Raw genomic sequence first — 24,444 nt, forward strand, 5'->3', positions numbered from 1 at the left:
CGTCTCAGCGGTCCTTTCGCTTCGGTGTCCAGTCGGTGAGGTAGGCGGCGCGCGTCGCGGACGTCGCCTGTGCGCGCGTGAGTTGGGGGCGGTTCTCCGGCACGGTGACGGCCGCTCCCGGACCCGTATTGCGGTACTCGGCGAACCGCTGGTCCTGCCAGGGATAGGCGTCCCGCATGTTCGCGTACGGGGCCACCGCGTCGATGCCGCGCCCGAGGTGGCTCTCGCGCACCGTCAGCATGGGGCGGGCCGTGGTGTCCGAGCTGGGGACCCAGGGGCGGGCCAGCTTGTAGTACGCGTCCGGGGCGCCGCTCGTCACCCGGCTGCGGGTGACCAGGTAGCCGCGCGGATTGGCGACGGCGGTGGACGGCGCGAAGACGAAGCCGTACGGCGCCGCCGCCAGGTCGCTCCGGGTCAGTGTGTGGAAGCGGCAGCGCTCGAAGACCGCGGTGGCCCGCCCGAAGACGAAGTCGACGTCGCCCTCCACATAGCAGTCGTCGAAGTACTGGCGGGCGAAGGAACCCGGGTCCGCGGTGTCGGCGTAGAGCGTGTCCTGGTGGCCCAGGAAACGGCAGCCGAAGAACGCCGAGCGGTCGCCCGTCACCTTGATGGCGACGGCCTGGGTCCCGGTGTAGTCGGGGTGGTCGGCCCGCAGCCAGTCGTTGGCGAACGTGACGGCGTGGGCGGTGAAACCGGCGGCGCGCACGGTCGTGGTGGCCGAGCCGCTGGTGCCGTAGGTGCCGGACCCGTCGGGCTTCGGGGTGCCGGCCGCGTTGTCGTACACGATGACCGTGTCGCGCGGGTCGCCGCTCGCGCCGATGAGGGTGAGCCCGGCGCTCGCCTCGGGCACGGTCACCGTCTCGCGGTACGTGCCAGGGGCGAGGACCAGGGTGAAGCCCGGGCCGGACGCGGCGCTCACCGCGGCCTGGACGGTGGTGTGGTCGCCGTGGCCGGCCGGATCGACGTACAGCGTCCGGCGGCCGGGGCGTGACCCGGCGGCGCGGGCGGGGACGGTGGCGCCCAGGGCCAGGGCGGCGCCGACACCCGCGCCCGTGGTGAGCAGCGTACGGCGGCTGAGGGGTGTCGGAGGGGAGTGGTGCGAGGGCATGGCTGATCCTTCGCTGTGCGGCTCGGTTCAGGAAATGCGGGACGGGAGGGGATCAGCGGCGCTTGCCCGCGCCGGCCTCGCGCTCGAGCAGCTTCGGCAGCTTGCGCGGGTCGTCCACCCGCGTCCGCAGGCCCGGCGTCCAGCCCGCGCCCGACCGCAGGGTCTCCTGAGGCAGCTCCGCGTTGTGGACGGCGATGAGATCCACCCGCTTGCCGTTGACGTAGTTGGCGTCGGCGGTGACCGGCGCGTCCTTCCACTTCTTGAGGATCTTCGCGGCGCTGACCCCGGCCGGGAGCGTGAACGCGTTCTTCTGCGCGACGAGCTGCGACTCCTGGCCGATGCCGAAGGAGTACTGATAGCCGCCCGCGGGGACCACGTAGTGGTTGTTGTACGTGTCGACCTGTCCGAAGCGGACGCGCGGTGCCCGCTCGACGATGTCCCGGAAGACGTTGTGATGCAGGGTGACCCGCAGCTTGCCGCGGTCCGTGTCGCCCGCGCTGTCGCTGTTGCCGATCATCAGGGTCTTGTCGTGGTCGGCGAAGACGTTCCAGGACGCGGTGACCAGGTCGGCGCCGCGCACGACGTCCAGCTCGCCGTCGTGCTGCTGGTAGATCTCGCCGTAGTAGGACGGCAGCGAACTGTCCGGGTGCTCGCCGTCGGTGAACGTGTTGTGATCGACCCACACATGCGTCGAGCCGTACACGACCATGCTGTCGTACTCGGAGTTCCAGGCGCCCGTGTCCCCGTCCGTGGGATCCCACTGCGGGAAGCAGTCAAGGGGGCTCTCCAGGGTCAGGTTGCGGACGACGACGTTGTCCACGCCCTGGATCTGCAGGCTGCCGCCGACGATCCCGGCGTTCCTGCCGATGCCGACGATGGTCGTGTCGGCGGGGACGTACGCCTTGATCGCCGCTGCCTGCCGGGTCGCCGACGCCGCCCGCAGATCCTCCTGCGCGCCGCTGACCGGCGTGTCGTGGCCCCACACCGCGGGGTCGTAGTCGGCGAGGTACCGCTCGAAGTCGTAGCCAGCGGCCTCGAAGGCGGCGCAGCCCTGCGCCGTGGCGTCGAGCGTGCCCCTGACCTCGATGATCCGGGGAGCGTCCGCGTCGTCCGCGAGCGCGGCCCGCAGTTCCTCCCAGGTGGTGACCGTGTAGGTGTGCGCGGCATCGGCCCCGGCGCCGCCGGTGGTCCCGCCCTCGGCGGACGCCCAGCCGTCGCCGCGCGGCAGCACGTCATGTGTGCCCGCTGCCGAGGCCGGGGCGCCGGTGACGGCCACGACCAGCGCGGTGCATCCCGCGAGCAGGGTGAGAGATCTGCGTACGGCTGTGCTCGTCGTCCTCGTCGGTCTCTTCTTCACGTTTTCACGGTCCTTCCGGCCAGGTGATCCAGGAGTCGGGTATCGCGTCGTCCAGACGCCGCACGTCGCGCGGCGCGAGCACCCCGCGGTGCAGCAGCTCCGCCGCCACGAGACGGGCCACGGCGATCGCGCCCGGCGGATTGAAGTGCGTGTTGTCCTGCTCGGTGGCGGTCCAGTTGAAGTACGCCTTGGTCTCCTCGGCGCCGAGCTTCTGCCACAGGGCGAGCGACAGGGCCTGCACGTCGAGCAGCGGCACGTCCTGCGCTTCGGCGAGCGCCCGCATCGCCGCCGGGTAGTCGCCGTGGGTGGGCAGCGCGGTGCCGTCCGCGCCGAACTTCCTGCGCTCGACGGCGGTGGCGAACAGCGGCCGCGCGCCACGGGAGCGCGCCCCGTCGACGTATCGCGTCAAGTACTCCTGGTACGTGGACCAGGGCTCGGTGTAGCGCGTCGGGTCGGCGCTCTTCTCGTCGTTGTGCGCGAACTGTATGAGGAGGCGGTCGCCGGGACGGATCGCTTCCAGGATCACGGCGAGGCGGCCCTCGTCGGCGAAGCTCTTCGAACTCCGGCCGTTCACCGCGTGGTTGGCGACCACCTGCCGGCGGTCGTGGAGGAAGAAGGGCAGGGCCATGCCCCAGCCGGTCTCGGGCGCCGCGTCCGCGTACTTCTGCGCGGCCGTGGAGTCCCCGGCGATGTAGAGCGTGCTCGCGCGACCAGCTCCGGGACCCGGTCTTCGTGCGTGGCCGAGCGCCGCCGGGGCCGCGGCCACCGCGAGCGGAAGGCTCGCGAGGGCCGCGACCGCACGGCGTCGTCCGACGCCGTGCGCGGGGCGCGATGTCACTTGTTCTGTTCTTTCCACTCGGCCTGGGCCTTGTTGAGCTGCTCGGCGAGCGTGTCGAGGAAGTCCTTCGCGGACATCTTGCCGAGCAGGACCTTCTGGTAGTTCGGCTCGTTGTCGGCCTTGCTGATGGTGTTCCAGTCGGGCAGGTAGTACGGCAGCTGCACGACCTTCAGGGAGCCGTCGTTGAGCGCGGCGGCGGCCAGCTTCGTGGGCTCGGCCTCCTTCACCCAGGCGTCCTTGGACGCCGCGGTGTTGGCGGGGATGGCACCGGCCGACTTGTTCCACTTGCTGTTGGACTCGTGCGATGCCGCGAACTCGATGAACTTCCAGGCGGCGGCCTTCTTCTTGCTGGACTTGAACAGGCCGAGCCCGTCGACCGGATTGGAGACCTGGACGCGGACGCCGGCGTCGGTCGTCGGGTTGGGCAGGCCGCGGAACTTGCCTTCGCCCAGAGCCTTCACGTGATCCGTGTAGGAGCCGAGATTGTGGCTGAGCATGCCGATCTGGCCCGTGTCCCACTGGGCGTTCATCTTCTTGAAGTCGTTGTTGACGTCGGCCGCGGGGGTGTTGTTCTTGTACAGCGCGACGTACTTCTTCAGCGCCTCGACGTTCTTCGGGTCGTTGACGGTGGTCTCGTCGCCCACCCAGAACGATCCGATGCCGGACTGGCCGTAGGCCGCGTCGAGGGCCTGGGCGATGGAGCCCTCGCCGCCGCGGATGGTGTAGCCGAACTTGTTGTCGCCCTTGGCGGTGAGCTTCTTGGCCGCCTCGTAGAACTTTTCCCAGTTGGTGGGGGCGTCCAGGCCTGCTTCCTTGAACAGGTCGGTGCGGTAGTAGAGGACGCCGTTGCTCGCCGACGTCGGCACCGTGAAGAGCCGGTTGCCGCCGCCCGCGGCCCGGACGCTGTTGACCATGCCCGAGTTCAGCTTGCCGTCGAGGGAGCTGCCGTTCAGCCGGTCGTCCAGCGGCTCCAGGGCGTCCTGCGCGGAGATCCCGGCGAGCATCGCGGCGCCGACACCGCCGACATCGGGCAGCCCGCCGCCCTGGATGGCGGTGTCGTACTTGGACTGGACGCTCTCGGCGGGAATCGGCACGTACTTGACGTGGATGTCCGGGTTCTTCGCCTCGAAGTCCTTGATGATCTCCTTCCAGACGTCGGTACGGACACCGCCGTTGTTGTCCCAGAAGGTGATCTCGCCCTTCCCGGAACCCTCGTCGCCCTTGTCCCCGCCCGCCCCGCTGCCGTCGTCGCCACAGGCGGTGGCGGTCAGCGCGAACGCGGCGGTGAGCGCGACGGCGGCTGCCGCGCGACGGCTTCTGGTTCTGTTCCCGCTGGTGTTTCCGCTTCTGTTTCCACGGATCGTGAGGTTCATGGCCGGCTCTCTTCTCCAGATGTACGGGTGTGCTTGTACGGGCGTGCTTGTACGGGTGGTGCGAGGTGCTGTGGGGTCAGGGGGCGATCGCCTTCTGCGGCCCGGAGAACTTCTTCACCAGGCGGGGGACGGCGGCAGCCGGATCGAGGTCGTAGGCGTAGAAGTCGCGCGGGTCGAAGGCCGCCCCCCACGCGTCGTGGCGTCCCGTCGTGTTCTTCACGATCGAGCCGCGCTGCACCAACTCGGCCGTGTCATCGGCCTGGTAGGGGTGCTGGACGTCCTCGTAGAAGCTGTTCTCGATGACCATCTTCGTCCTGCCGCGCGCCCAGTTGCCGTAGGTCCACATGGGGTCGCCGTCGGGGACCTGCGCCGACACGTAGTTGTTGTAGAGGTGTGCGTAGGCGCAGTTGTCGGCGGAGGGATTGCGCTGCTTGGTCCCGCTGAACCAGTTGTGGTCGATGGTCACCTGCGTCTTGACCTGGTCGGTCCAGCCGATGCCGAAGGCCTTGTTGTGGTTCTCGAAGCGGTTGTACGAGACCGTGATGTACTCGCTGTCCTTGCGCAGGTCGATCAGGCCGTCGCCCATGCGCGTGAGCCGGTTGTGGTCGATCCAGACGTGGTCGACGGAGTCCAGCTGGATCGCGTCGAAGTCCTGCGTCTTGCCGTCCCAGTCGCCGGCCACGTACGAGTCGCGGATGGTCAGGTTGCGGATGATGACGTTGCTCGTGCCGGGGTTCAGATGCAGCTCGCCGTGGACGATCTCGCCGGTTCTGCCGACGCCGACGATCGTCTTGTCCGAGGCCACCACGATGTCCGAGCCGAACGGTTCGACGGCCACCGTGCCCTTCACGCGGATGACGTAGGGCTCCTCGGCGCCCGCGTACTTGGCGAGCGATGCCTGGTCGGTGACGGTGACGACCTTGCCGCCCGCGCCCCCTGTGGTGCCCCCGGCCAGTGAGGCGAAGCCGTGCGGGGTGCCGGAGACGCGGCCGTGGGCCGGGGCCGCGTCGGCGCGCGCCGGATCGTGCAGGGTCGTCAGACCGAGGACGAGGGCCAGCGCGGCGACCGCCGCGAGGGCGCGGGCCCCCAGGCGTCCGGTGCTGTGCAGGTGCTGCTCCATTGCGGCTCCCAACAGGCTTACGGGCAGGGTCAGTCGGCGGTGGTGATGCGGAAGTGCGTGAACAGGGCTGTCCCGGCCCCGTTCCGTCCTGCCGGTGCCGTGGCGAACAGGCCGAGCAGGGCGCCCACCCAGCGCCACGGCGACGCGGCGAAGACCGGGCCCGACGCCCGGAAGCCGTCGCCGGTGTCGGCCGAGAAGCGGCAGCGCGCGCCGTCCGTGATGTCGATCCGCAGGCGTGCGGTGCCGTCGGGAGCGGGGCGCGGATGCCCGGCGTCGCGCTCCCGTTCGGCGACGGACTCGGCGAACCGGTGGACGAGGCGGACCGTCCCGTCGCCGTCGCGTTCGAGGCCGATCCAGTTGAAGGCGTCGCCGAGCACGGCGAGCCCGGCCCTGGCGTCGGCCGCCGTGGCGTCGAGGCGCAGACCGACCTCGACGGTGCACGGCGTGAGCGGCAGGCGCTGGGTCAGGACGTGCGGCAGGCGGCGCAGGTCGTGGGCGTCGGCGGACCGTACGCAGGCCAGGCGCAGACCGTCCGCGCCGTGCGAGGTCGCCCAGCCGTCACGGGGGTTGGCGGACCACTGCCACTGGCGGCCGTGCCGCCCGCCGGGGAAGTCGTCGTCGGTGGCGGGCGCCGAGGCGGGCTGCGCGGGCAGGTCCGGCTTCTTGTGTACGGCGACGGGGGCGCCGTCGTCCCCGATCACCGGCCAGCCGTCCGTGTCCAGGCTCAGTGGCTGGAGGTGGACGACACGGCCATAGGCCCCGCGCTGCTGGAAGTGCAGGAACCAGTCCTCGCCGGCCGGGGTGCGCACCCAGCCGCCCTGGTGGGGGCCGTTGATGTCGGTGCCGCCCTGCTCCAGGATGATCCGCTGCTCGTAAGGGCCCTGGAAGGTCCGTGAACGGAAGGCGCCCTGCCAGCCGGTCTCCACGCCGCCGGCGGGGGCGAGGATCCAGAACCAGCCGTCGTGGAGATACAGCTTGGGCCCCTCCAGGGTGAACCAGCCGGGAATCAGGTCGGCGTCGATCAACACCTGCCCCTCGTCCAGGAGTTCACGGCCGTCGGGGCTCATGCGGTGACCGGTGAGCCGGTTCTTGACGCCGGAGCGCGACTTGGCCCAGGCGTGCACCAGATAGGCCTCGCCGCGCTCCTCGTCCCACAGCGGGCAGGCGTCGATGAGCCCCTTGCCCGCCTTGACGAGGTGCGGGCTGCTCCAAGGGCCGCGGATGTCGGGGGAGTTGACCTGGTACACGCCGTGGTCGGGGTCGCCCCAGAAGATCCAGAACCGGCCGTCGTGGTGCCGGATCGACGGCGCCCACACCCCGCAGTCGTGCCGCGGCGATGCGAACGCCTCCGCGGGTTCCAGGCGATCGAGGGCGTGCCCGATCAGGGTCCAGTTCACCAGGTCGCGGGAGTGCAGGAGCGGCAGGCCCGGCGCGCGCCCGAAGCTGGACGCGGTGAGGTAGAAGTCGTCGCCGACGCGGACGACGTCGGGGTCGGACCAGTCGGCGGCCAGGACGGGATTGCGATAGGTCCCGTCACCGAGGTCGCCGGTGCGGCGACCGGGGAGGGCGTTCACGCGGTCACCGCCTTGCGGACGAGCCCCGCGCACTCGGCACGGCCCGGCCGGCCGTCGGAGACGACGGTGATGACACGGCGTACGACGGTCTCGCCGGGGCCGATCGGCAGGCGCCGGGTGTGCGCGAGCGAGGAGCCGACGCCCGGATACTCCGCGGTGCGCACGAACCACGGGTCGCGTCGTGTGCCGGGCGTCGCCCCGGCGAAGACGAGGGTCCAGCCCTGGCCGGCGAGCGCCAGCCAGTCGGCGGTGGAGCCGTGGACGGCGGCCTCCCCGTCGGCGTCCGCGGTGAACACCTCGGGTGCCCGCGTCTCTTTGGGGGCGCGCCAGAAGAAGCCTCCGTAGGCGGCGCCGGGGCGGCCGTTGGTGGCGGGGCTGCCGATCGAGATCTCCGTGTCTGCGGGGTTGGTGAGGGAGAACGTGAAGTCGAGGGCCCAGGCGGACGGGGTGAGGGGCGTGACGGCGACGGTGCGCCGCTCGCGCAGCAGCTCGCACTCCCCGTCGAGCCAGCCGACCTCCTCGACGAAGCCGTCCGGGTCGCGCAGCTTGAACTCCAGGTGGCGCTGTTCGCCGTGGTTGTCGAGTTCGGTCGGGCCCTGGTCGCGTACGTAGGTGCGCCCGCCCCAGAAGTTGCGGCCCGCCGCGTCGGGCACGGCGACGCCGACGCCGAGGTGGTGCGGGTGGTCGGCCGGGCCCGACTCGGTGACGGCGAGGCCGCCGAAGGTGCGCACGGGGTGGAGATAGGGGCGGGGCGCGAGCCGCGGTGCGGCCGAGGGGTGGATGACGTACCGGCCGACGGGGCGGCCCGAGCAGCGCAGCATGAGCGCGGTGTCGGTCGCGGTTCTGTTCATGGCGTTCTCACCTCGGTGGGGTCTCGGCGGTGGGGGAGCGAGAGGTGGCGGGCTCGGTGGCGGGGATCTGGGAGCCGGACACGGGCGCGGGCGGCTGGTCGGGCAGGGCCCAGAACGCGCCGAGCTCCGCGTAGCCGCACAGCGTGTCGGCGCTCGCCGCGACGAGCCCGTCGATGCCGTGCACGACCCGTCGCCGTACGCCCTCCTGCTCGGTGGGCAGGACGCGCCAGGCCTCGGCCGGCAGGGCGCGCGGTTCGGGTGCCGTGCGTACCGCCTCGACGACCTTCATGAAGGCGCCCGTCGACGCGGGCGGAACCAGCAGCCCGGCGCGGCCCGCGAGATGGTCGACGAGGTTTTCGAGGAGGTCCGTCCGCCCGTGAAGGACCTCCTCGGGTCCGTGACCCGCGCGCTGCACGAGCACCCGGTCCTGCTTGTACCAGAAGGTGATGCGGCCCCGGGTGCCGTGCGCGATGACGTACGGCTCGTCGGGCCGCTCGGCGCAGAGGGTCGCGGCGACACCGACGCGGCCGCCGCCCGCGGTGGTGATCCCCACGAACGAGGTGTCGTCGGACTCGATGGCGTTGGCGCGGAACAGCTCCGTGTCCACCCGCGTGACGTCCTCGGCCCGGCCGGCCCCGGCGACGGCCAGCGCGGTGGCCACGGCGTGGGCGAGGGGGTTGGTCAGGACCCCGTCCACGACGTCCGCGCCGCCCATCCGGCGCCGCCCCGCCCAGGGCGCGCGCCGGTAGTACGCCTCGTCACGCGCCCAGGCACCCGCCGCGCCGACACCCGTCGGCTCACCGATGGCTCCGTCGGCGATCAGGGCGCGGACGGCGGGCACGGCGTGCGAGCCGAGCGACTGGAAGCCGACCTGGCAGACCACGCCCGCGGCGTCCACCGCGTCGGTGATCCGCTCGAAGTCGGCGTACGAAGGGGCGGGCGGCTTCTCCAGGAGCAGGTGCACGCCGCGCGCGGCGGCGGCGAGGGCCAGGTCCGCGTGGGTCGGGATGGGCGTGCAGATGACGGCGACGGCGGCCCCGGTGGCGTCGAGCAGACCGGCGAAGTCCGCTGACTGCGCGGGCTCACCCAGGCCTTCGAGCTCGGCGCCGGTCAGCGGATCGAGCTCGCAGATTCCCACGAGCCGTACGAGACCGGCCTGTTGGAGTCGCCGGATGTTCTCCAGGTGCCAGCGGCCGTGTCCGCGCGCACCGGCCAGGACGAGCGGCAGCGGGGTGCGGTGCGCCGCGGCGGCCGGCTGGGAAGCCCGGCCGCTCATCCCTTCACCGCCCCGGCGCTGAACCCGGTGACCAGCCACTTCTGGATGAAGGCGAAGACGATCACGACGGGCAGGGCGGCGATGACGCCGCCCGCGGCGAGCGCCCCGAGGTCGACGCTGTCGGCGCCCATCAGGGTGGCGAGGCCGACCGGGATCGTCTGCTTGTCCTGGTTGGAGAGGAACATCAGGGCGAACAGGAAGTGGTTCCAGCTGTGCACGAAGGCGAAGGAGCCGACCGCGATCAGACCCGGCCGCAGGAGAGGCAGGACGACGGCGCAGAAGGCGCGGAAGCGTCCGCAGCCGTCGACCCAGGCGGCCTCCTCCAGGGAGTACGGCACGTTCTTGATGAACCCGCTGATCAGGATCATCGAGAGCGGCAGCTGGAAGACGGCCTCGGCGATGATGACGCTGCCGAGGGAGTTGATCATCTGGAGGTTGGCGAAGATCTGGAAGAGCGGCACCAGCATCAGCGCGCCGGGGATGAACTGCGAGCAGAGCAGCGCCAGCATGAAGCCGCGCTTGATCTTGAAATCGAAGCGGGCCAGGGCGTAGCCGCCGGCCAGGGCGACGAGCGTCGTCATCAGCATCGACAGGAGGCCGACGATGAGGCTGTTCTGGAAGAAGAGCGCGAAGCTGCGCTCGGTCCACACCTTGTCGAAGTGCTCGAAGGTGATCGGCCAGGGCAGCAGCGAGGTCGAGCCCGCCGGGCGGATCGCGAAGAGCAGCATCCAGTAGAAGGGGATGAGGGTGAACAGGAGATAGAGGCCGAGCGGGAGATAGATCTGCCAGCGGGGGGCCTCGTCCCAGGGGCGCCGCTTGGGGGTGCGCGGGCCGCCGGTGAGCGGCCTCGCGGGCTCGGTGGGTTCCGCGGTGTCGGCTGCCCTGTTCAGGTGCTGTGTGGTGCTCACTTGTCCTGCCCTCCGAACTTGCTCAGCCGCAGATAGACCATCGAGCAGAAGAGGAGGATCACGAACGCGATCGACGTCAGCGCGGAGGCGTAGCCGAAGTCGTGCGAGTCGACGGCGATGGACGCGATGCGCAGCGGCAGGGTGGTCGTCTCACCGGCGGGTCCGCCGCCGGTGAGGGTGTAGAGCAGGTCGACGTTGTTGAACTCCCAGACCGCGCGGAGCAGCGTGGAGAGGATGATCGCGTCCTTCAGGTGCGGCAGCGTGATGTGGAAGAACTGCCGGAAGCGGCTGGCGCCGTCGACCTCCGCCGCCTCGTACAGGTCCTTCGAGACGGACTGCAGGTCGGCGAGGATGAGGATCGCGAAGAAGGGCACACCGCGCCAGAGTTCGGCCACGACGACGGCCGGGAAGACGGTGCCGGTGTCCGAGAGCCAGGACGTTCCGTACGAGCCGATCCCCATGTCCGCGAGGTAACGGGTGATGCCCGTCTGCGAGTTGAAGATCAGCAGCCAGATCGTCGAGGTGAGCACGCCGGAGACGGCCCACGGCGAGAAGACCAGGGCACGGGCCATCGCCCGGCCGATGAAGGTCTGGTTGACGATCAGCGCGAGACCCAGGCCCAGGAGCAGCTGCAGGACGACCTCGACGGCCACCCACTGGAGGCTGAAGCCGAGCGTCTGCCAGAACTGCGGGTCGTCGGTGAACGCGGTGACGAAGTTGTCGAAGCCCGCGAAGCCGTCACGCCAGGGCTTGGTGGGGTTGTAGTGGCGCAGGCTGTAGTAGAAGACGCTGATGACCGGGTAGGCGATGAAGCCCACCATCAGGAGTCCGGCCGGCGCGATCAGCAGATACGGGAGGCGGCGCGGGGTCGCTCCCGTTCGGCGCCGGTGCGCACCCGGCGTGCGGCGCCGGGGCGGTGGCTGCGGTGGCGATTTCGCCACAGCTGAGGCCATGTCTGCTTCTCCGTTCTCATGGGCGGCACACAGTCGGCGAGATGAAGCGCTTCGCAGACGTTGTTCGAAATCTCGTACAAAAAGTGCGCGTACAGAAAGCGCGTACAGAAAGCTCGTGCAGAGGTGCGGCGGGGGTGCTCGGCTCAGCCCGCGTACGGGTCGGGGACCTCGCCCTCGCGGGCCAGGAACGCGAAGTCGCAGCCGGTGTCGGCCTGCGTGATCTGCTCGCTGTAGAGCGCGCCGTAGCCGCGCCCGTAGCGGGCGGGCGGCGGTGTCCAGGCCTCGCGGCGCCGCTCCAACTCCTCGTCGGACACGTCGAGATGGAGCGAGCGCGCCTCGACGTCCAGGGTGATCAGGTCTCCCGTACGGACCAGGGCGAGCGGTCCGCCCACGTACGACTCGGGCGCGATGTGCAGCACACACGTGCCGTACGAGGTGCCGCTCATCCGCGCGTCGGAGAGCCGCACCATGTCGCGCACCCCCTGCTTGAGCAGGTGGTCGGGGATCGGGAGCATGCCGTACTCGGGCATGCCGGGACCGCCCAGGGGGCCGGAGTTGCGCAGCACGAGGACGTGCTCCGCGGTGATGCCGAGCGCCGGGTCGTTGATGGTGCGCTGCATGTGCCGGTAGTCGTCGAAGACGACCGCGGGGCCGGTGTGCCGCAGCAGGTGCGGCTCGGCGGCGATGTGCTTGATGACGGCGCCGTCCGGGCAGATGTTGCCGCGCAGGACCGCCACACCGCCCTCGTCGGCCAGCGGCTTCTCGCGGGGGCGGATGACCTCGGGGTTGTGCACGACGGCGGACGCGAGCTGTTCGCGCAGCGTGTCGTGCGCGACGGTGGGCCGGTCCAGGTGGAGCACGTCGGTCAACTGGGCCAGGAACGCCGGGAGTCCGCCCGCGAAGTGGAAGTCCTCCATGAGGTACTGCCCGCCGGGCCGCAGGTTGGCCAGGACCGGCACGGTCCGCGCGATCCGGTCGAAGTCGTCGAGCGTGAGTCGTATGCCGCTGCGGCCCGCCATCGCGATCAGGTGGATCACGGCGTTGGTGGAGCCGCCGAGCGCGAGGACGGTGGCGACCGCGTCCTCGTATGCCTCCGCGGTGAGCAGCTTCGACAGCTTCAGGTCCTGGCGCACGAGGTCGACGATCCGCAGCCCGGACGCGGCCGCCATCCGGTCGTGCCCGGAGTCCACCGCGGGGATGGAGGAGGCGCCGGGCAGCGTCACGCCGAGCGCTTCGGCCGCGGCGGTCAGCGTGGAGGCCGTCCCCATGGTCATGCAGTGGCCGGGGGAGCGGGCCAGACCGCTCTCCAGCTCGGCCAGCTCGCAGTCGCCGATGAGGCCTGCGCGCTTGTCGTCCCAGTACTTCCACATGTCGGTGCCGGAGCCCAGGACCTCGTTGCGCCAGTGCCCGGGCAGCATCGGCCCGGCCGGCACGAACACGGTCGGCAGGTCGGCGCTCGCGGCGCCCATCAGCAGGGCGGGCGTCGTCTTGTCGCAGCCGCCGAGCAGTACGGCACCGTCCACCGGATACGACCTGAGCAGCTCCTCGGTCTCCATGGACAGGAGATTGCGGTAGAGCATCGGGGTCGGCTTCTGGAAGGTCTCCGAGAGCGTGGAGACGGGGAATTCGAGGGGGAAGCCGCCCGCCTGCCACACCCCGCGCTTGACCGCCTGCGCGCGATCACGCAGATGGACGTGGCACGGGTTGATGTCCGACCAGGTGTTGAGGATCGCGATGACGGGCTTGCCCAGATGCTCCTCGGGCAGATACCCCAGCTGCCGGGTGCGCGCCCGGTGGCTGAAGGACCGCAGCCCGTCCGTGCCGTACCACTGGTGGCTGCGCAGTTCCTCGGGCGCCTTCATATCGCCCACGCCTTCACCAGCGCCGCTATCTCGTCCCGCCGCTCGACGGGCAGGACACGGCTCGGCGGGCGCACCTCGCGGCGGCACAGACCCAGCGCGGCCAGGGCCTCCTTGACGACGGTGACGTTGTCCGCGGAACTGTCGGCGGCGCGCAGCTCCTCGAAGCGGCGGATGCGCTCCCAGACCTCCATGGCCGCCGGATAGTCACCCGCGCGCAGGGCTTCGAGCATGTTCAGGGACACCTCGGGCGCGACGTTGACCAGGCCCGACGTGAAGCCGGTCGCGCCCACGGCCCAGTACGCGGGCGCGTAGAGCTCGGCGAGCCCCGCCACCCATACGAAGCGTTCGAGCCCCGCGTCCCTGGCGAACGCGGCGAAGGCGGCGGCGTCCGGCGTCGCGTACTTCGCGCCGATCACATTGGGGCACAACTCGCCGAGATCGGCCAGGCGCCGGCCGTCGAGACGGGGATTGCGGATGTACGGGACGACGCCGAGCCCGGGCACGGCGGCGGCGATGGCGCGGTGGTAGTCGACCCAGCCGTCCTGGGAGACGTACGGATGCACCGGCTGATGCACCATCACCATGTGCGCCCCGGAATCCCGTGCGTGCCGGGCGGCGGCGATCGCGGTCGGCAGGTCATGGCCGACGCCGACGAGCACGGTGGCCCCGCTGCGGCCTGCCTCCTCCATGGTCAACTCGGTGACCAGGCGGCGCTCGTCGGGGTCCAGGGCGTAGAACTCGCCGGTGTTGCCGTTCGGCGTGAGGGTGTGCACGCCGCCGTCGGTGAGGCGGCGCACCAGGGTGCGGTAGGTGTCCCGGTCCACGGAACCGTCGTCGGCGAACGGGGTCACCGGGATCGCGACGACGTCGGCGAGCGCGGCACGCAGGGCGGCGAAGCGGGAGTTGTCGAAAGGCGCGGTCATGAAAGATCCCCCTCCGGGAACGCCCGCTGCACGAACGAGGCGATGTGGTCGTGGAGCCCGCGCGCCGCCGCGTCGGCCTCACCGGCGAGCGCGAGGCGCAGGATCTCCCGGTGTTCGGCCGCCTCCCGCTCCCAGGACGGCAGGGCGGCCCAGGCGACGGCGGAGACCAGGGCTGCCTGGTCGCGCACGTCGTCGAGCATCCGGGAGAGCAGCGGGTTGCCGCACGGGACGTAGAGCGCGCGGTGGAACTCGCGGTTGGCCAGCGAGCGTTCGGCCGCGTCCGACGCGGTGTCGGCCCGCTCCAGGGCGTCGCGCGCCTCCTCCAGGAGCGCGCCGGAGCGGACGGTGCGCCGCAGTGCCTCCGGTTCGAGCAGCAGGCGTACGTCGTAGACCTCCTGCGCCATCGCCGCGTCCACCGTGCGCACGGTGGCGCCCTTGTACTGGCTCATGACGACGAGCCCGGTCCCGGCGAGCGTCTTCAGCGCTTCCCGCACGGGCGTCTTGGAGACGGCGAACTGGGCGGCCAGTTCGGTCTCCACGAGTGGCTGGCCCGGAGCCAACTGCCCGGTGAGGATGCGGTGCTTGACCGCCTCGAGCACGTACTGCGTGCGCGAGGGGATGGGGTGGGGCGCAAAGTTCATCGATGCTCTCAGTCGTCGTGCAGCCGTCGTGTGGCCGTCGTGCAGACATCATGCGTGCAGTCGTCGTGCGGCCATGATCGTGACGGCCATCGCGTATCGCGTCTCATATATGACGTACGAAGTACGACGCGATGAAGTTAGGTCGCGGACAGCCCCGCGTCAACGTTTCGCGCAGGAAAACTCGTTCGGGATTTCGGAGTCGGCGTGATCGGACTCGAAGCGCTTCGACAGTTCCTGTCCGAACCGTTGACGTACTGACTCGGGCTCCCTACCTTGTCCCGGCAAGCGCTTGCCTAAAACGATTCAATCGCGTGCTGACGCACTGACGGAGGACGAACTGTGCCGATGAATGGGGAAGTTGACAGGCGCGGCCTGTTGAAACTGGCCGGCGGTTCGTTGGCGGCCCTCGGACTGACCGCCGCCGGCTGCGGCGGCGGAAGCGGGTCGGGGGACGGCACCGTCACCATCCGGTACGCGTGGTGGGGCTCCGACGACCGCGCCAAGCGGATCAACCGCACCATCGAGCTCTTCGAGAAGAAGTACCCGAAGATCAAGGTGAAGACGGACTTCCAGCCCTATCTCGACTTCTGGAAGAAGTTCAACACCCAGGCCTCCGGCGGCAATCCGCCGGACGTCTTCCAGAACGCGATCGGCTTCCTGCGCAAGTACGACCAACGCAATGTGCTGCTCGACCTGAACGCGCAGGCCAAGGCGGGGAACCTGCGCCTGGACGGCTTCCGTGCTGGCCTGGAGAAGTTCGGCGAGGTCGACGGCAAACTGCTCGGCGTCCCGGTCGGCAGCAACTCCATGGCCCTGGTGATCGACAAGCCGGTCTACGAGAAGGCCGGGGTCACCCCGGAAATGGGCTGGACCTGGGACGACTTCCACGCCGCGATGGAGAAGATCCGTAAGCAGGGCAGGGCGGGCGACAGCGGGCTCTACGGCGTCATGTACCTCTACGACCCCTACCTGCGCCAGCAGGGCAAGGCGTTCTTCACCAAGGACGCTCTCGGCTTCGACGAGGCCGACCTCAAGGACTGGTGGACCAAGGGATACGCCGGGGTGAAGTCGGGGATCTACTCCGACCCGAAGAAGGTCGCCCAGATCAAGCCCAAGTCGGCCGTCGCCGCCGAGATCGCCGCCTCCGAGTTCACCTGGGACAACTTCACCGTCCGCTACACCGCCGAGGGCAAGAGCAGCTACGGCCTCGCGCCGCTGCCCACCACCGACGGCAAGAAGACGGGCCAGTATCTCGGTTCGCTGATGCTCAGCGGCTCCAAGCGCACCCAGCACCCCAAGGAGGTCGCGCAGTTCATCGACTTCATGGTGCACGACCCCGGGGTCGCAAAGATCATGGGATACGACCGCGGGGTGCCCACCACGACCGCGCAGTACGAGGCGTACAAGCCCGCCGAGGAGAAGGACAAGGTGATCGCCGAGGTCAACAAGGAGATCGCCGCGTACGAGGAACAGCTGGTCGACGCCGGTGTCCTGGAGACCATCACGCCGCACCCGGCGGGCGCGGACGTCTGCGAGGCCGCGTTCCTGCGCATCGCCGAGGAACTGGCCCTGGGGGAGCGATCGGTGGACGAAGCGGTGAAGCAGTTCTTCACCGAGTGCAAGACCGCGCTCGGTACCTGATGGGCGGCACGATGACGTCCCTGCGGACCCCCGCGGCCCCGGTCGCCACCGAGAAGCCGAAGCCGCCGCGCGGCGACCGCCTCCCCGCGGCCGCGCGGCGGCGACGGCGGGGCGAGAACATCGCCGGCCTCCTCTTCATGTCGCCCTGGCTCGCGGGCTTCCTGCTGCTCACCGCGGGCCCCATGGTCGCCTCGCTCTACTTCGCCTTCACCGACTACAACCTGTTCGACGCCCCCAAGTGGATCGGCCTCGACAACTTCACCGAGATGTTCGGCGACCCGCGCTGGCGCAAGTCGGTGGAGGTCACGCTCTGGTACGTCGTCGTCGGCACCCCGCTCAAGCTGGCCGCGGCGCTCGGCGTGGCGCTGCTCCTCAACCAGAAGCGACGCGGACAGGCCTTCTACCGGGCCGCGTTCTACGCCCCGTCCCTGATCGGCGCCAGCGTCTCCATCGCTGTCGTCTGGAAGGCGATCTTCTCCGACGACGCCATCGTCGACCGTACCCAGCGGGCGGTCTTCGGCATGGACGTGGGCGGCTGGACCGGCGACCCGCAGTGGATCATCTACAGCCTGATCGCGCTCACCGTCTGGCAGTTCGGCGCCCCGATGGTCATCTTCCTGGCCGGTCTGAAGCAGGTGCCGCGCGAGCTCTACGAGGCGGCGGAGGTGGACGGCGCCGGCACCTGGCGGCGGTTCTGGAACATCACCCTGCCGATGATCTCCCCGGTGCTCTTCTTCAACGTCCTCCTGGAGACCATCCACTCCTTCCAGATCTTCGCCTCGGCCTACATCGTCGGCGGCGGCGCGGGCGGCAACGCCTGCGGCCCGGCGGACGGTTCGCTCGTCTACACCTGTTATCTCTACGTCCAGGGCTTCGAGAACAGCCGGATGGGCCTCGCCTCTGCCATGGCCTGGATGCTGCTGCTCGCGGTGGCCCTGGTGACGGCGGTCCTGTTCTGGTCCCAGAAGCGCTGGGTGCACTACGAGGAGGCATCCCGTTGAGCAGCGCAGCACGCGGTCCCTACACGGGACTCGCCGCCCGTCGTCGGCGCGGGGCCGGTTCGGCGGCCTGGCACATCGGGTCCCTCGCGGTCCTGGCCGTGGTCCTCTACCCCGTGGTCTGGGCGATCGGAGGGTCGTTCAAGCCGAACGAGGAGATCGTCGGAAGCCTCGACCTGTTCCCGACGGACCCCATCGTCGCCAACTACGCCGGTCTCGCCGACGGCATCGCTGACATCTCCATCTCCACGTTCTTCTCCAACTCGCTCTTCCTGGCCCTCGGTTCGGTGGTGGGGGTGCTCTTCTCCTGCTCCCTCGCGGGCTACGCCTTCGCACGGATCAAGTTCGCGGGCCGCAATCTGCTCTTCGCCCTGATGATCGGCACCCTGCTCCTGCCGTACCACGTGCTCCTGATCCCGCAGTACGTGCTGTTCCAGAAGATGGGCCTGATCAACACCTATACGCCGCTGCTGCTCGGCAAGTACCTCGCGGTGGACGCCTTCTTCGTCTTCCTGATGGTGCAGTTCATGCGGAACCTGCCCAGGGAACTCGACGAGGCGGCGCGGCTCGACGGCTGCGGGCATCTGCGGATCTACTGGTCGATCGTGCTTCCGCTGTGCAGGCCCGCCCTCATCACCAGCGCGATCTTCACCTTCATCAACTCCTGGAACGACTTCATGGGGCCGCTGATCTATCTCAACGACCCCTCGAAGTACACCGTCTCGCTCGGTCTGAAGATGTTCGTCGACCAGGAGGGCCTGGCCAATTACGGCGGCATGATCGCCATGTCCCTCGTCGCGCTGCTGCCCGTCCTCGCGTTCTTCCTGGCCTTCCAGCGCTATCTGATCGACGGTATGGCCACGTCGGGTCTGAAGGGCTGAGGCGGGGTGAGCGGGACATCCGTCAAGAGGTCCCTCTTCATGGACCGTTTCGGCGCCTTCGCCGAGTGTCTGCTGACCGGGGTGTGGATCGCGCTCGCCGCCCTGCCCCTGGTCACCCTGCCCGCTGCTTTCGCGGCGGGGTCCCGTCACCTGAAGCGGCATCTGGCCCATGAGACCTCCGGGTGGCGGGAGTTCACCGCCGACCTGCGCGCGGCTGCGCGGCGCGGCTGGCTGGTGGGCCTCGCGGGATGGGCGGCGCTCGCCCTGCTCCTGGCCGACATCGCGTTCGTACGGGCGGGGCTTCCCGGCGGCACGTTCGTCGGCGCGGTCGGGGTCGTCGCCTTCTTCGTCCTAGTGGTCGCGGGGCTGCGGGCGGCCGCGAACTGGAACCCCGGCGCGTCATGGCGCGCGCTCCTGACCGGGGCGGTGCGCCGCACGCTGCGCGATCCCGCCGGCTCGCTGGTGATCGTCTGCGGCTTCGCGGTGGTCGCTGCGTCCGCCTGGTTCGCCCTGCCGCTGGCGGCTCCCGCCCTGGGGATGGTCGCGGCGGCCGCGCTGGCCGTCGAACGGCGCGGAACGGCCGCCTGAGGCCCGCATTCCGGAGCCGAGCACCCCCGTACGCACATCGCAGTCTGTCATGCCCACGTAAAAAGAAAGGATCGCCATGTCCCCGATTCCCCGCAGGTCCCTGCTCAAGGCCGCCGCCGTGGCCGGTGCCGCCGCGCAGTTCAGCTGGGCGCTCGGCCGCAGCGAAGCCGAAGCGGCGCCCCGCGCGGCGGCGGACGACGGCCCCGTCACCGTCGGCTGGCTGGAGAAGGGCGGGCTCGGCGCCGCGCCCGGCTCCACCTTCGGCGTCCCCTGGCCCAAGGGCGCCCACCCCGCCGGGCAGAAGTTCGCCCTCGCCACCGCCGACGGCAAGGACGTCCCCGTACAGACCTGGACCACCGCCCACTGGCCCGACGGCTCGGTGAAGTGGACGGCGCACGCGGTGGGACCGGAGGCAGCAGGCACGGAGAAGTTCCGCCTGAGCGCCGGGGCGCCCGCAGGGTCCGGCAAGGGCAGGAAGGTCACCGTCACCGAGACCCGCAGAGCCATCACCATCGATACGGGCGTCATCAAGACCGTCATCTCCAAGGACGGCGAGAAGCTCGTCGAGTCCGTCACCCGCGACGGCGTGAAGATCGCCGCCGACGGGCGCCTCGTACTCCTCCGGCAGAGCGACCTCGACGACGGCGACCACGGCAACGCCAAGTGGGACCGGTTCGACGGCGAGATCAGCGGCGCGAAGGTCGAGCAGGACGGTCCGGTGCGCGCCGTGGTCCGTATCGACGGCAAGCACCGCAAGGGCAGCCGCAGCTGGCTGCCCTTCAGTGTGCGCCTCTACTTCTACGCGGGCGCCGACTCCTTCCGTCTGGTGCACACCATCACCTACGACGGCGACGCGGAGAAGGACTTCATCCGCGGCCTGGGCGTCCGCTTCAGTGTGCCGATGCGCGACGCGGCGTACGACCGGCACATCCGCATCGCGGGAGAGGGCAAGGGGTTCCTGACCGAGGCGGTCAAGGGCATCACGGGCCTGCGCCGTGACCCCGGCGCCGCGATCCGTACCGCCCAGGTAAAGGGCGAGAAGCTGCCGGACCCGGCGACCTGGGACCAGCGGGTCACCACCCGCCTCCAGTACATCCCGACCTGGGGCGACTACACCCTCGCCCAGCTCTCGGCGGACGGCTTCACCCTGCGCAAGCGCACCAAGCCGGGGCACACCTGGATCACGGCGGGAGGCGGCGGCCGGGCGACCGGATTCGGATACGTCGGCGGGGTCGGCGGCGGCCTCTCCTTCGGCCTTCGCGACTTCTGGGAGAAGCACCCCGCCCAGCTCGACATCCGGGGCGCCGCCGGTGACACGGCCGAGGTCACGCTCTGGCTCTGGTCGCCCGAGGCGCAGCCGATGGACCTGCGCACGTACCACGACGGCATGGGGCAGGACACCTACCCCGAGCAGATCGAGGGCCTCAACATCACCTACGAGGACTACGAGCCCGGCTTCGGCACCCCGTACGGCATCGCCCGTACCAGCGAGCTGATGTTCTGGGCGAATGCCGCCACCCCCTCGGCGGCCACCCTCGTCGACCAGGCCGCCGCCGTCCGCACCCCGCCGCAATTGGCTGCCGCCCCCGAGCACGTGACGAAGGCCGGCGTCTTCGGCGGTCTCTTCTCGCCCGTCGACCGCTCGACCCCCGCGAGGGCGATGATCGAGGACCACCTCGACTTCCTCTTCACGTACTACAAGGACCAGGCCGAGCAGCGCCGCTGGTACGGCTTCTGGGACTACGGCGACATCATGCACACCTACGACGAGGACCGTCACCAGTGGCGCTACGACGTCGGCGGCTACGCCTGGGACAACTCCGAGCTCTCGCCCGACCTGTGGCTCTGGTACGCCTACCTGCGCTCGGGCCGCGCCGACATCTTCCGGTTCGCGGAGGCCATGACACGGCACACCGGCGAGGTCGACGCCTATCACCTGGGCAAGTGGGCGGGCCTGGGCACCCGGCACGGCGTGCAGCACTTCGCGGACAGCGCGAAGCAGCAGCGGATCTCCACGGCCGTCTACCGCCGCCCCTACTACTTCCTCACCGCCGACGAACGCGTCGGCGACCTCATGCACGCCCTGGTCGACTCCGACGAGACCTTCCTCGTCCTCGACCCGCTGCGCAAGATCCGCACCGAGCCCTACGAACCCGACCGCAACGCCCTGTCCATCGGCTTCGGCACCGACTGGAGCGGCCTCGCGGCGGCCTGGCTCACCGAGTGGGAACGCGGCGGCCCCAAGGCGGCGAAGGCGGAGGCGCGCCTGCGCTCCACCATGGCGACCATCGGCGCCCAGCCCAACGGCTTCGTCCAGGGCAGCGGCCTCTACGACCTCGACACCGGGAAGTTCGCGGTGGCCGCCGAGCCCGTCGTGAGCGTCTCCCACCTCTCGGCGATGTTCGGCCTGGTCGAGATGTGCGCCGAGCTCATCGACCTCGTGGACGAGCCGGAGTTCAAGGAGGCGTGGCTGGACTACTGCCGCTACTTCAACGCCACCAAGGCCGAGCAGAAGGAGCGCTACGGCACGGACTTCGGCAGTCTGCTGCTCTTCCAGGGGCACTCCCGCCAGGACGCGTACGCTGCCGCCCGGTCCAAGGACGAGAAGCTCGCGGCACGCGCCTGGCAGAAGTTCCACGAAAGCGACGGCTATACGAAGGCGATGAGCTGGGGCAAGACCGACCTGGAGGGCCCGGCGGTCCTGGAGCCCGGCTACGAGAATCTGCGGATCAACACCAACGAGACCGCGCTCTTCGGCCTCGCCGCCATCCAGAACCTCGCCCTGGTCGGCGACAAGCTGCCCGGCTAGCTCCCGGACACCGTAAGGGAGTTGGTGGTGAAGTCCAGGCCGCCGGCCGAGCCGCTGATCTCGTAGCCGAACTGCACGTCGCCGATGGTCTCGTTGCCCATCCAGCCCTTGGTGTTCTTGATCCACTTGAGGATCGGCAGGATGTCGACGGTCCCGGACGAGGAGTCGGAGGTGCGCAGGAACGAGAAGACCTCGTTGGCGCCGTTGCTGCCCTTGTAGACCGCCCAGGTGTGACCGCCCAGGCTCACCGTGCCCTGGGCGGTGCCGAGGGGGCCGACGTTTCCGTTGTAGTTGACCCAGAGCATGATCTCGTAGTCGTAGTCGGTGTCCCAGATGTCGTACGAGGAGTTGTAGTCACCGGCCGACGGGACCTTGACGTTGTACGAACTCTTCAGCGAGGACAGCGAGTCGACCGGCTTGCCGATGACCTTCTTGGAGTTGGGGTAGGACTTGATGCCGCTCGTGTTGGGGTGGTCGGCGCGCACGCTCCACTTGGTGCCGGAGTCCGCCGATATGCACTGGTTGCCCGCGCCCGAGCCCCAGATGTTGTTGTAGAGGGTGTAGCCGTTCAGGCTGGTGTTGCCCCACTGGTCGCAGGAGCTCCAGACGGCTGCCTGGGCGGGGGCGGATGCGAGCCCTAAGGTCGCGCCCGCCGCCAGCGCGGGGGCGAGCAGCAGTCGGGTGAGGGCGTGGCGGGGGTGTCGTGTCATGTGTCGTCTCCAGGGTGGGGCGAGGAGTGCCGCGGGTCCGGGGCGGGCCCGCGGTCGTCGTCGGCGCGGCGCAGGACGGCCACGCCGTGGCGGCCGAGGGAGATCGTGTCCTCGGCCTTCCTGCCGGTCAGCAGATCGAGGTGCCGGCCCGGTACGGGCACGGTCACCGGCTCCCGGCCGTGGTGCAGGAGGAACAGGAGATCGCCGCGGCGTACGGCCTCCACTCCGCGGGGGAGGCCTGCGAGCAGAGGCCGTACGCCTGCTTCGGCGGCCACGCGCGCGAGCAGGTCGCGCAGGGCCCCGGGCTCGGGAAGCGTGGACAGGTACCAGGCGCGGTCGCGGCGAAGCACCGCCGGTAGCCCGTCGAGCTCACCGCCCCGGTAGGCGCAGACCGTCTCGGCGCCCTCGTCGGCGAGGAGTTCCTCGGACCAGAGGGTGCCGGTGAATTCGCCGCAGTCCACGCGCTCCCCGTCTTCCAGCGGCCACCACTCGTGCACGGTGCGGATGCCGAACAGGGCACGCAGGCGGGCGTCCATGCCGCCGGGCCGCACCCGGTCGTCCGCGTCGGCGACGCCGGTCAGGAAGCCGCAGACGAGGGTGCCGCCGTCGCGTACGTAGATCAGGAGGTTGTCGATCGCCGTGTCGGTGAGGAGATAGAGATGCGGGACGACGACCAGGCGGTACGCGGTCAGGTCGTGCTCGGGGTGGGCGAAGTCGACGGGGGTGTTGGCCTCCCACAGCGCGCGGTGCCAGGCGCCAAGGACCTCCGGGTAGTCGACCAGGGACGAGGGCCGGCCGTCCTGCTGGCTCGCCCACCAGGAGTTCCAGTCGTGCAGAACGGCCACATCGGCCGTGACGCGGGTGCCCGCGATCTCGGGTCCCACGGCGGCGAGTTCGGCGCCAAGCTCCTTGATCTCCTGGAAGGTGCGGCCGTCCTCGCCCGCGTGGCTCACCATCCCGGAGTGGAACTTCTCCGCGCCCTGCCGGGACTGGCGCCATTGGAAGTAGCAGGCGGCGTCCGCGCCGCGGGCCACCGCCTGCCAGGTCCACAGGCGGTTCAGGCCGCGCGGCTTGGGGTGGTTCACCCCGCGCCAGTTGACGGGGCCTGCCGCCTGCTCCATCAGCATCCACGGACCGCCGCCCGCCTGAGAACGCGTCATGTCCTGTACGAGGGCGCCGTGTTGCGCGCCGAGCGGATCGCGCGGGTCGGGGTAGATGTCGACGGAGACGACGTCCTCCTGCGCGGCCCACGTCCACGCGTCCTGCCCCGACCACAGCGGCATGAAGTTGGTGGTGACCGGCAGGTGCGGGGTGTGCGCGGTGACGATGTCGCGCTCGGCGCGGAAGCATTCGAGCAGGGCGTCGGACGTGAAGCGCTTGAAGTCCAGGACCTGGGCGGGATTCTTCAGGTAGTGGGCACGGCGGGGCGGCAGGATCTCCGCCCAGCTGTCGTAGCCCTGCCCCCAGAAGGCGGTGCCCCAGGCCGAGTTGAGGGCGTCCAGCGAGGGATGCTTCGCCAGGAGCCAGCGGCGGAACGCGTCCGCCGCCTCGTCGCCCCAGTCGTAGGTGCAGTACTCGTTGTTGATGTGCCACATCGTGAGCGCGGGGTGGTGCGCGTACCGGGCCGCCAGGTCCTCGGTGATCGCGGCGGCGAAACGGCGGTAGACGGCGCTGGAGTGCGCGAAGTGCTGGCGCGAGCCCCACCACTCGATCTGCCCGTTCTCGTCCCGTGGCAGGGTCTCGGGGTGCAGGCGGCCCAGCCACGGCGGGGGAGCGGAGGTGGGCGTCGCCAGGACGACGCCGATGCCGTTCTCGTGCAGCAGATCCATCAGCCGGTCGAGCCAGCCGAAGTCCCGTGCGCCCGGCCGGGGTTCGATCCTGGCCCAGGAGAAGACGCCGAGCGTGACGGAGTTGACCGAGGCCTCGCGCATCAGCCGTACGTCGTCGCGCCAGACCTCCTCGGGCCACTGCTCGGGGTTGTAGTCGCCGCCGAACAGGATGCGGCCGCGGGTGGTGTCGTCCAGGGAAGGCAT

At 70.2% G+C, this 24,444-nt stretch carries 19 protein-coding genes and 1 pseudogene; 5 read left to right on the plus strand and 15 right to left on the minus strand.

Annotation, left to right across the window (positions count from 1 at the left end; genetic code table 11):
- Window positions 1-4: 4 nt before the first annotated feature.
- The 13 genes and pseudogenes from ACWFR3_RS07900 to ACWFR3_RS07960 all read right to left on the minus strand — a co-directional run bounded on the left by ACWFR3_RS07900 (window position 5) and on the right by ACWFR3_RS07960 (window position 14,784).
- Complete coding sequence (locus ACWFR3_RS07900) at window positions 5-1,108, minus strand: pectinesterase family protein (RefSeq protein ID WP_453733684.1); 1,104 nt, start codon at window positions 1,106-1,108, stop codon at window positions 5-7.
- Window positions 1,109-1,160: 52 nt separating this feature from the next.
- Window positions 1,161-2,465 (minus strand): pectate lyase family protein, encoded by a 1,305-nt coding sequence (locus ACWFR3_RS07905; protein WP_453733685.1) that lies wholly within the window; start codon window positions 2,463-2,465, stop codon window positions 1,161-1,163.
- 4 nt (window positions 2,466-2,469) lie between these two features.
- Window positions 2,470-3,303, minus strand: coding sequence for a rhamnogalacturonan acetylesterase (locus tag ACWFR3_RS07910; RefSeq protein WP_453733686.1), 834 nt, complete (start codon window positions 3,301-3,303; stop codon window positions 2,470-2,472).
- Window positions 3,300-4,676 carry an ABC transporter substrate-binding protein gene (locus ACWFR3_RS07915; protein ID WP_453733687.1) on the minus strand — a complete coding sequence of 459 codons (1,377 nt, stop codon included), beginning with the start codon at window positions 4,674-4,676 and terminating at the stop codon, window positions 3,300-3,302. The genes ACWFR3_RS07910 and ACWFR3_RS07915 overlap by 4 nt, the downstream gene beginning before the upstream one ends.
- Window positions 4,677-4,761: 85 nt before the next feature.
- Window positions 4,762-5,796, minus strand: a pseudogene (locus ACWFR3_RS07920) (pectate lyase family protein); the annotation flags it as partial.
- 29 nt (window positions 5,797-5,825) lie between these two features.
- Entirely contained in the window at window positions 5,826-7,370 is a 1,545-nt protein-coding gene (locus ACWFR3_RS07925; protein WP_453733688.1) for a family 43 glycosylhydrolase, read from the minus strand.
- A complete protein-coding gene (locus tag ACWFR3_RS07930; RefSeq protein ID WP_453733689.1) occupies window positions 7,367-8,221 on the minus strand; it encodes a DUF6807 domain-containing protein in 855 nt (284 codons plus the stop codon). The genes ACWFR3_RS07925 and ACWFR3_RS07930 overlap by 4 nt, the downstream gene beginning before the upstream one ends.
- A gap of 7 nt (window positions 8,222-8,228) precedes the next feature.
- Window positions 8,229-9,497: a Gfo/Idh/MocA family protein gene (locus ACWFR3_RS07935; protein WP_453733690.1), complete on the minus strand. Its 1,269-nt coding sequence runs from the start codon at window positions 9,495-9,497 to the stop codon at window positions 8,229-8,231.
- Window positions 9,494-10,387: a carbohydrate ABC transporter permease gene (locus ACWFR3_RS07940; protein WP_453733732.1), complete on the minus strand. Its 894-nt coding sequence runs from the start codon at window positions 10,385-10,387 to the stop codon at window positions 9,494-9,496. Before ACWFR3_RS07940 ends, ACWFR3_RS07935 begins: the two co-directional genes overlap by 4 nt.
- 14 nt (window positions 10,388-10,401) lie before the next feature.
- Window positions 10,402-11,358, minus strand: coding sequence for a carbohydrate ABC transporter permease (locus ACWFR3_RS07945; RefSeq protein ID WP_453733691.1), 957 nt, complete (start codon window positions 11,356-11,358; stop codon window positions 10,402-10,404).
- A 143-nt stretch (window positions 11,359-11,501) separates the two neighbouring features.
- Window positions 11,502-13,220, minus strand: a complete 1,719-nt coding sequence (gene araD, locus ACWFR3_RS07950) for an L-arabinonate dehydratase (protein ID WP_453733692.1) — start codon at window positions 13,218-13,220, stop codon at window positions 11,502-11,504.
- On the minus strand, window positions 13,217-14,143 hold the full coding sequence (locus ACWFR3_RS07955; RefSeq protein WP_453733693.1) for a dihydrodipicolinate synthase family protein: 927 nt from the start codon (window positions 14,141-14,143) through the stop codon (window positions 13,217-13,219). Before ACWFR3_RS07955 ends, araD begins: the two co-directional genes overlap by 4 nt.
- The gene (locus ACWFR3_RS07960; RefSeq protein ID WP_453733694.1) at window positions 14,140-14,784 is read right to left on the minus strand and encodes a GntR family transcriptional regulator; all 645 of its coding nucleotides are present in this window, start codon (window positions 14,782-14,784) and stop codon (window positions 14,140-14,142) included. The genes ACWFR3_RS07955 and ACWFR3_RS07960 overlap by 4 nt, the downstream gene beginning before the upstream one ends.
- A gap of 345 nt (window positions 14,785-15,129) precedes the next feature.
- Between ACWFR3_RS07960 and ACWFR3_RS07965 the strand changes: the two genes are divergently transcribed.
- From ACWFR3_RS07965 to ACWFR3_RS07985, 5 genes are all read left to right on the plus strand, one after another.
- Window positions 15,130-16,425 carry an ABC transporter substrate-binding protein gene (locus ACWFR3_RS07965; RefSeq protein ID WP_453733695.1) on the plus strand — a complete coding sequence of 432 codons (1,296 nt, stop codon included), beginning with the start codon at window positions 15,130-15,132 and terminating at the stop codon, window positions 16,423-16,425.
- Window positions 16,425-17,426 carry a carbohydrate ABC transporter permease gene (locus tag ACWFR3_RS07970; RefSeq protein ID WP_453733733.1) on the plus strand — a complete coding sequence of 334 codons (1,002 nt, stop codon included), beginning with the start codon at window positions 16,425-16,427 and terminating at the stop codon, window positions 17,424-17,426. The genes ACWFR3_RS07965 and ACWFR3_RS07970 overlap by 1 nt, the downstream gene beginning before the upstream one ends.
- A complete protein-coding gene (locus ACWFR3_RS07975) occupies window positions 17,423-18,304 on the plus strand; it encodes a carbohydrate ABC transporter permease (RefSeq protein WP_453733696.1) in 882 nt (293 codons plus the stop codon). The genes ACWFR3_RS07970 and ACWFR3_RS07975 overlap by 4 nt, the downstream gene beginning before the upstream one ends.
- A 39-nt stretch (window positions 18,305-18,343) precedes the next feature.
- Window positions 18,344-18,892: a hypothetical protein gene (locus ACWFR3_RS07980; RefSeq protein WP_453733697.1), complete on the plus strand. Its 549-nt coding sequence runs from the start codon at window positions 18,344-18,346 to the stop codon at window positions 18,890-18,892.
- A 76-nt stretch (window positions 18,893-18,968) separates the two neighbouring features.
- On the plus strand, window positions 18,969-21,701 hold the full coding sequence (locus ACWFR3_RS07985; protein ID WP_453733698.1) for an exo-rhamnogalacturonan lyase family protein: 2,733 nt from the start codon (window positions 18,969-18,971) through the stop codon (window positions 21,699-21,701).
- Here ACWFR3_RS07985 and ACWFR3_RS07990 read toward each other — a convergent pair.
- Window positions 21,698-22,411 (minus strand): glycoside hydrolase family 12 protein, encoded by a 714-nt coding sequence (locus ACWFR3_RS07990; RefSeq protein WP_453733699.1) that lies wholly within the window; start codon window positions 22,409-22,411, stop codon window positions 21,698-21,700. The two genes, ACWFR3_RS07985 and ACWFR3_RS07990, sit on opposite strands and share 4 nt — an antisense overlap.
- On the minus strand, window positions 22,408-24,444 hold the full coding sequence (locus tag ACWFR3_RS07995; RefSeq protein ID WP_453733700.1) for a beta-galactosidase: 2,037 nt from the start codon (window positions 24,442-24,444) through the stop codon (window positions 22,408-22,410). Before ACWFR3_RS07995 ends, ACWFR3_RS07990 begins: the two co-directional genes overlap by 4 nt.

The organism is Streptomyces sp. NPDC055189, assembly GCF_053606765.1.

Bases quoted from the DNA above. Each gene is read 5' to 3' on its own strand.
- ACWFR3_RS07900 (WP_453733684.1), bottom strand. From the start codon at position 1,108: ATGCCCTCGCACCACTCCCCTCCGACACCCCTCAGCCGCCGTACGCTG.
- ACWFR3_RS07915 (WP_453733687.1), bottom strand. From the start codon at position 4,676: ATGAACCTCACGATCCGTGGAAACAGAAGCGGAAACACCAGCGGGAAC.
- ACWFR3_RS07930 (WP_453733689.1), bottom strand. From the start codon at position 8,221: ATGAACAGAACCGCGACCGACACCGCGCTCATGCTGCGCTGCTCGGGC.
- ACWFR3_RS07935 (WP_453733690.1), bottom strand. From the start codon at position 9,497: ATGAGCGGCCGGGCTTCCCAGCCGGCCGCCGCGGCGCACCGCACCCCG.
- ACWFR3_RS07945 (WP_453733691.1), bottom strand. From the start codon at position 11,358: ATGGCCTCAGCTGTGGCGAAATCGCCACCGCAGCCACCGCCCCGGCGC.
- araD (WP_453733692.1), bottom strand. From the start codon at position 13,220: ATGAAGGCGCCCGAGGAACTGCGCAGCCACCAGTGGTACGGCACGGAC.
- ACWFR3_RS07955 (WP_453733693.1), bottom strand. From the start codon at position 14,143: ATGACCGCGCCTTTCGACAACTCCCGCTTCGCCGCCCTGCGTGCCGCG.
- ACWFR3_RS07960 (WP_453733694.1), bottom strand. From the start codon at position 14,784: ATGAACTTTGCGCCCCACCCCATCCCCTCGCGCACGCAGTACGTGCTC.
- ACWFR3_RS07965 (WP_453733695.1), top strand. From the start codon at position 15,130: ATGAATGGGGAAGTTGACAGGCGCGGCCTGTTGAAACTGGCCGGCGGT.
- ACWFR3_RS07970 (WP_453733733.1), top strand. From the start codon at position 16,425: ATGGGCGGCACGATGACGTCCCTGCGGACCCCCGCGGCCCCGGTCGCC.
- ACWFR3_RS07980 (WP_453733697.1), top strand. From the start codon at position 18,344: ATGGACCGTTTCGGCGCCTTCGCCGAGTGTCTGCTGACCGGGGTGTGG.
- ACWFR3_RS07985 (WP_453733698.1), top strand. From the start codon at position 18,969: ATGTCCCCGATTCCCCGCAGGTCCCTGCTCAAGGCCGCCGCCGTGGCC.
- ACWFR3_RS07990 (WP_453733699.1), bottom strand. From the start codon at position 22,411: ATGACACGACACCCCCGCCACGCCCTCACCCGACTGCTGCTCGCCCCC.
- ACWFR3_RS07995 (WP_453733700.1), bottom strand. From the start codon at position 24,444: ATGCCTTCCCTGGACGACACCACCCGCGGCCGCATCCTGTTCGGCGGC.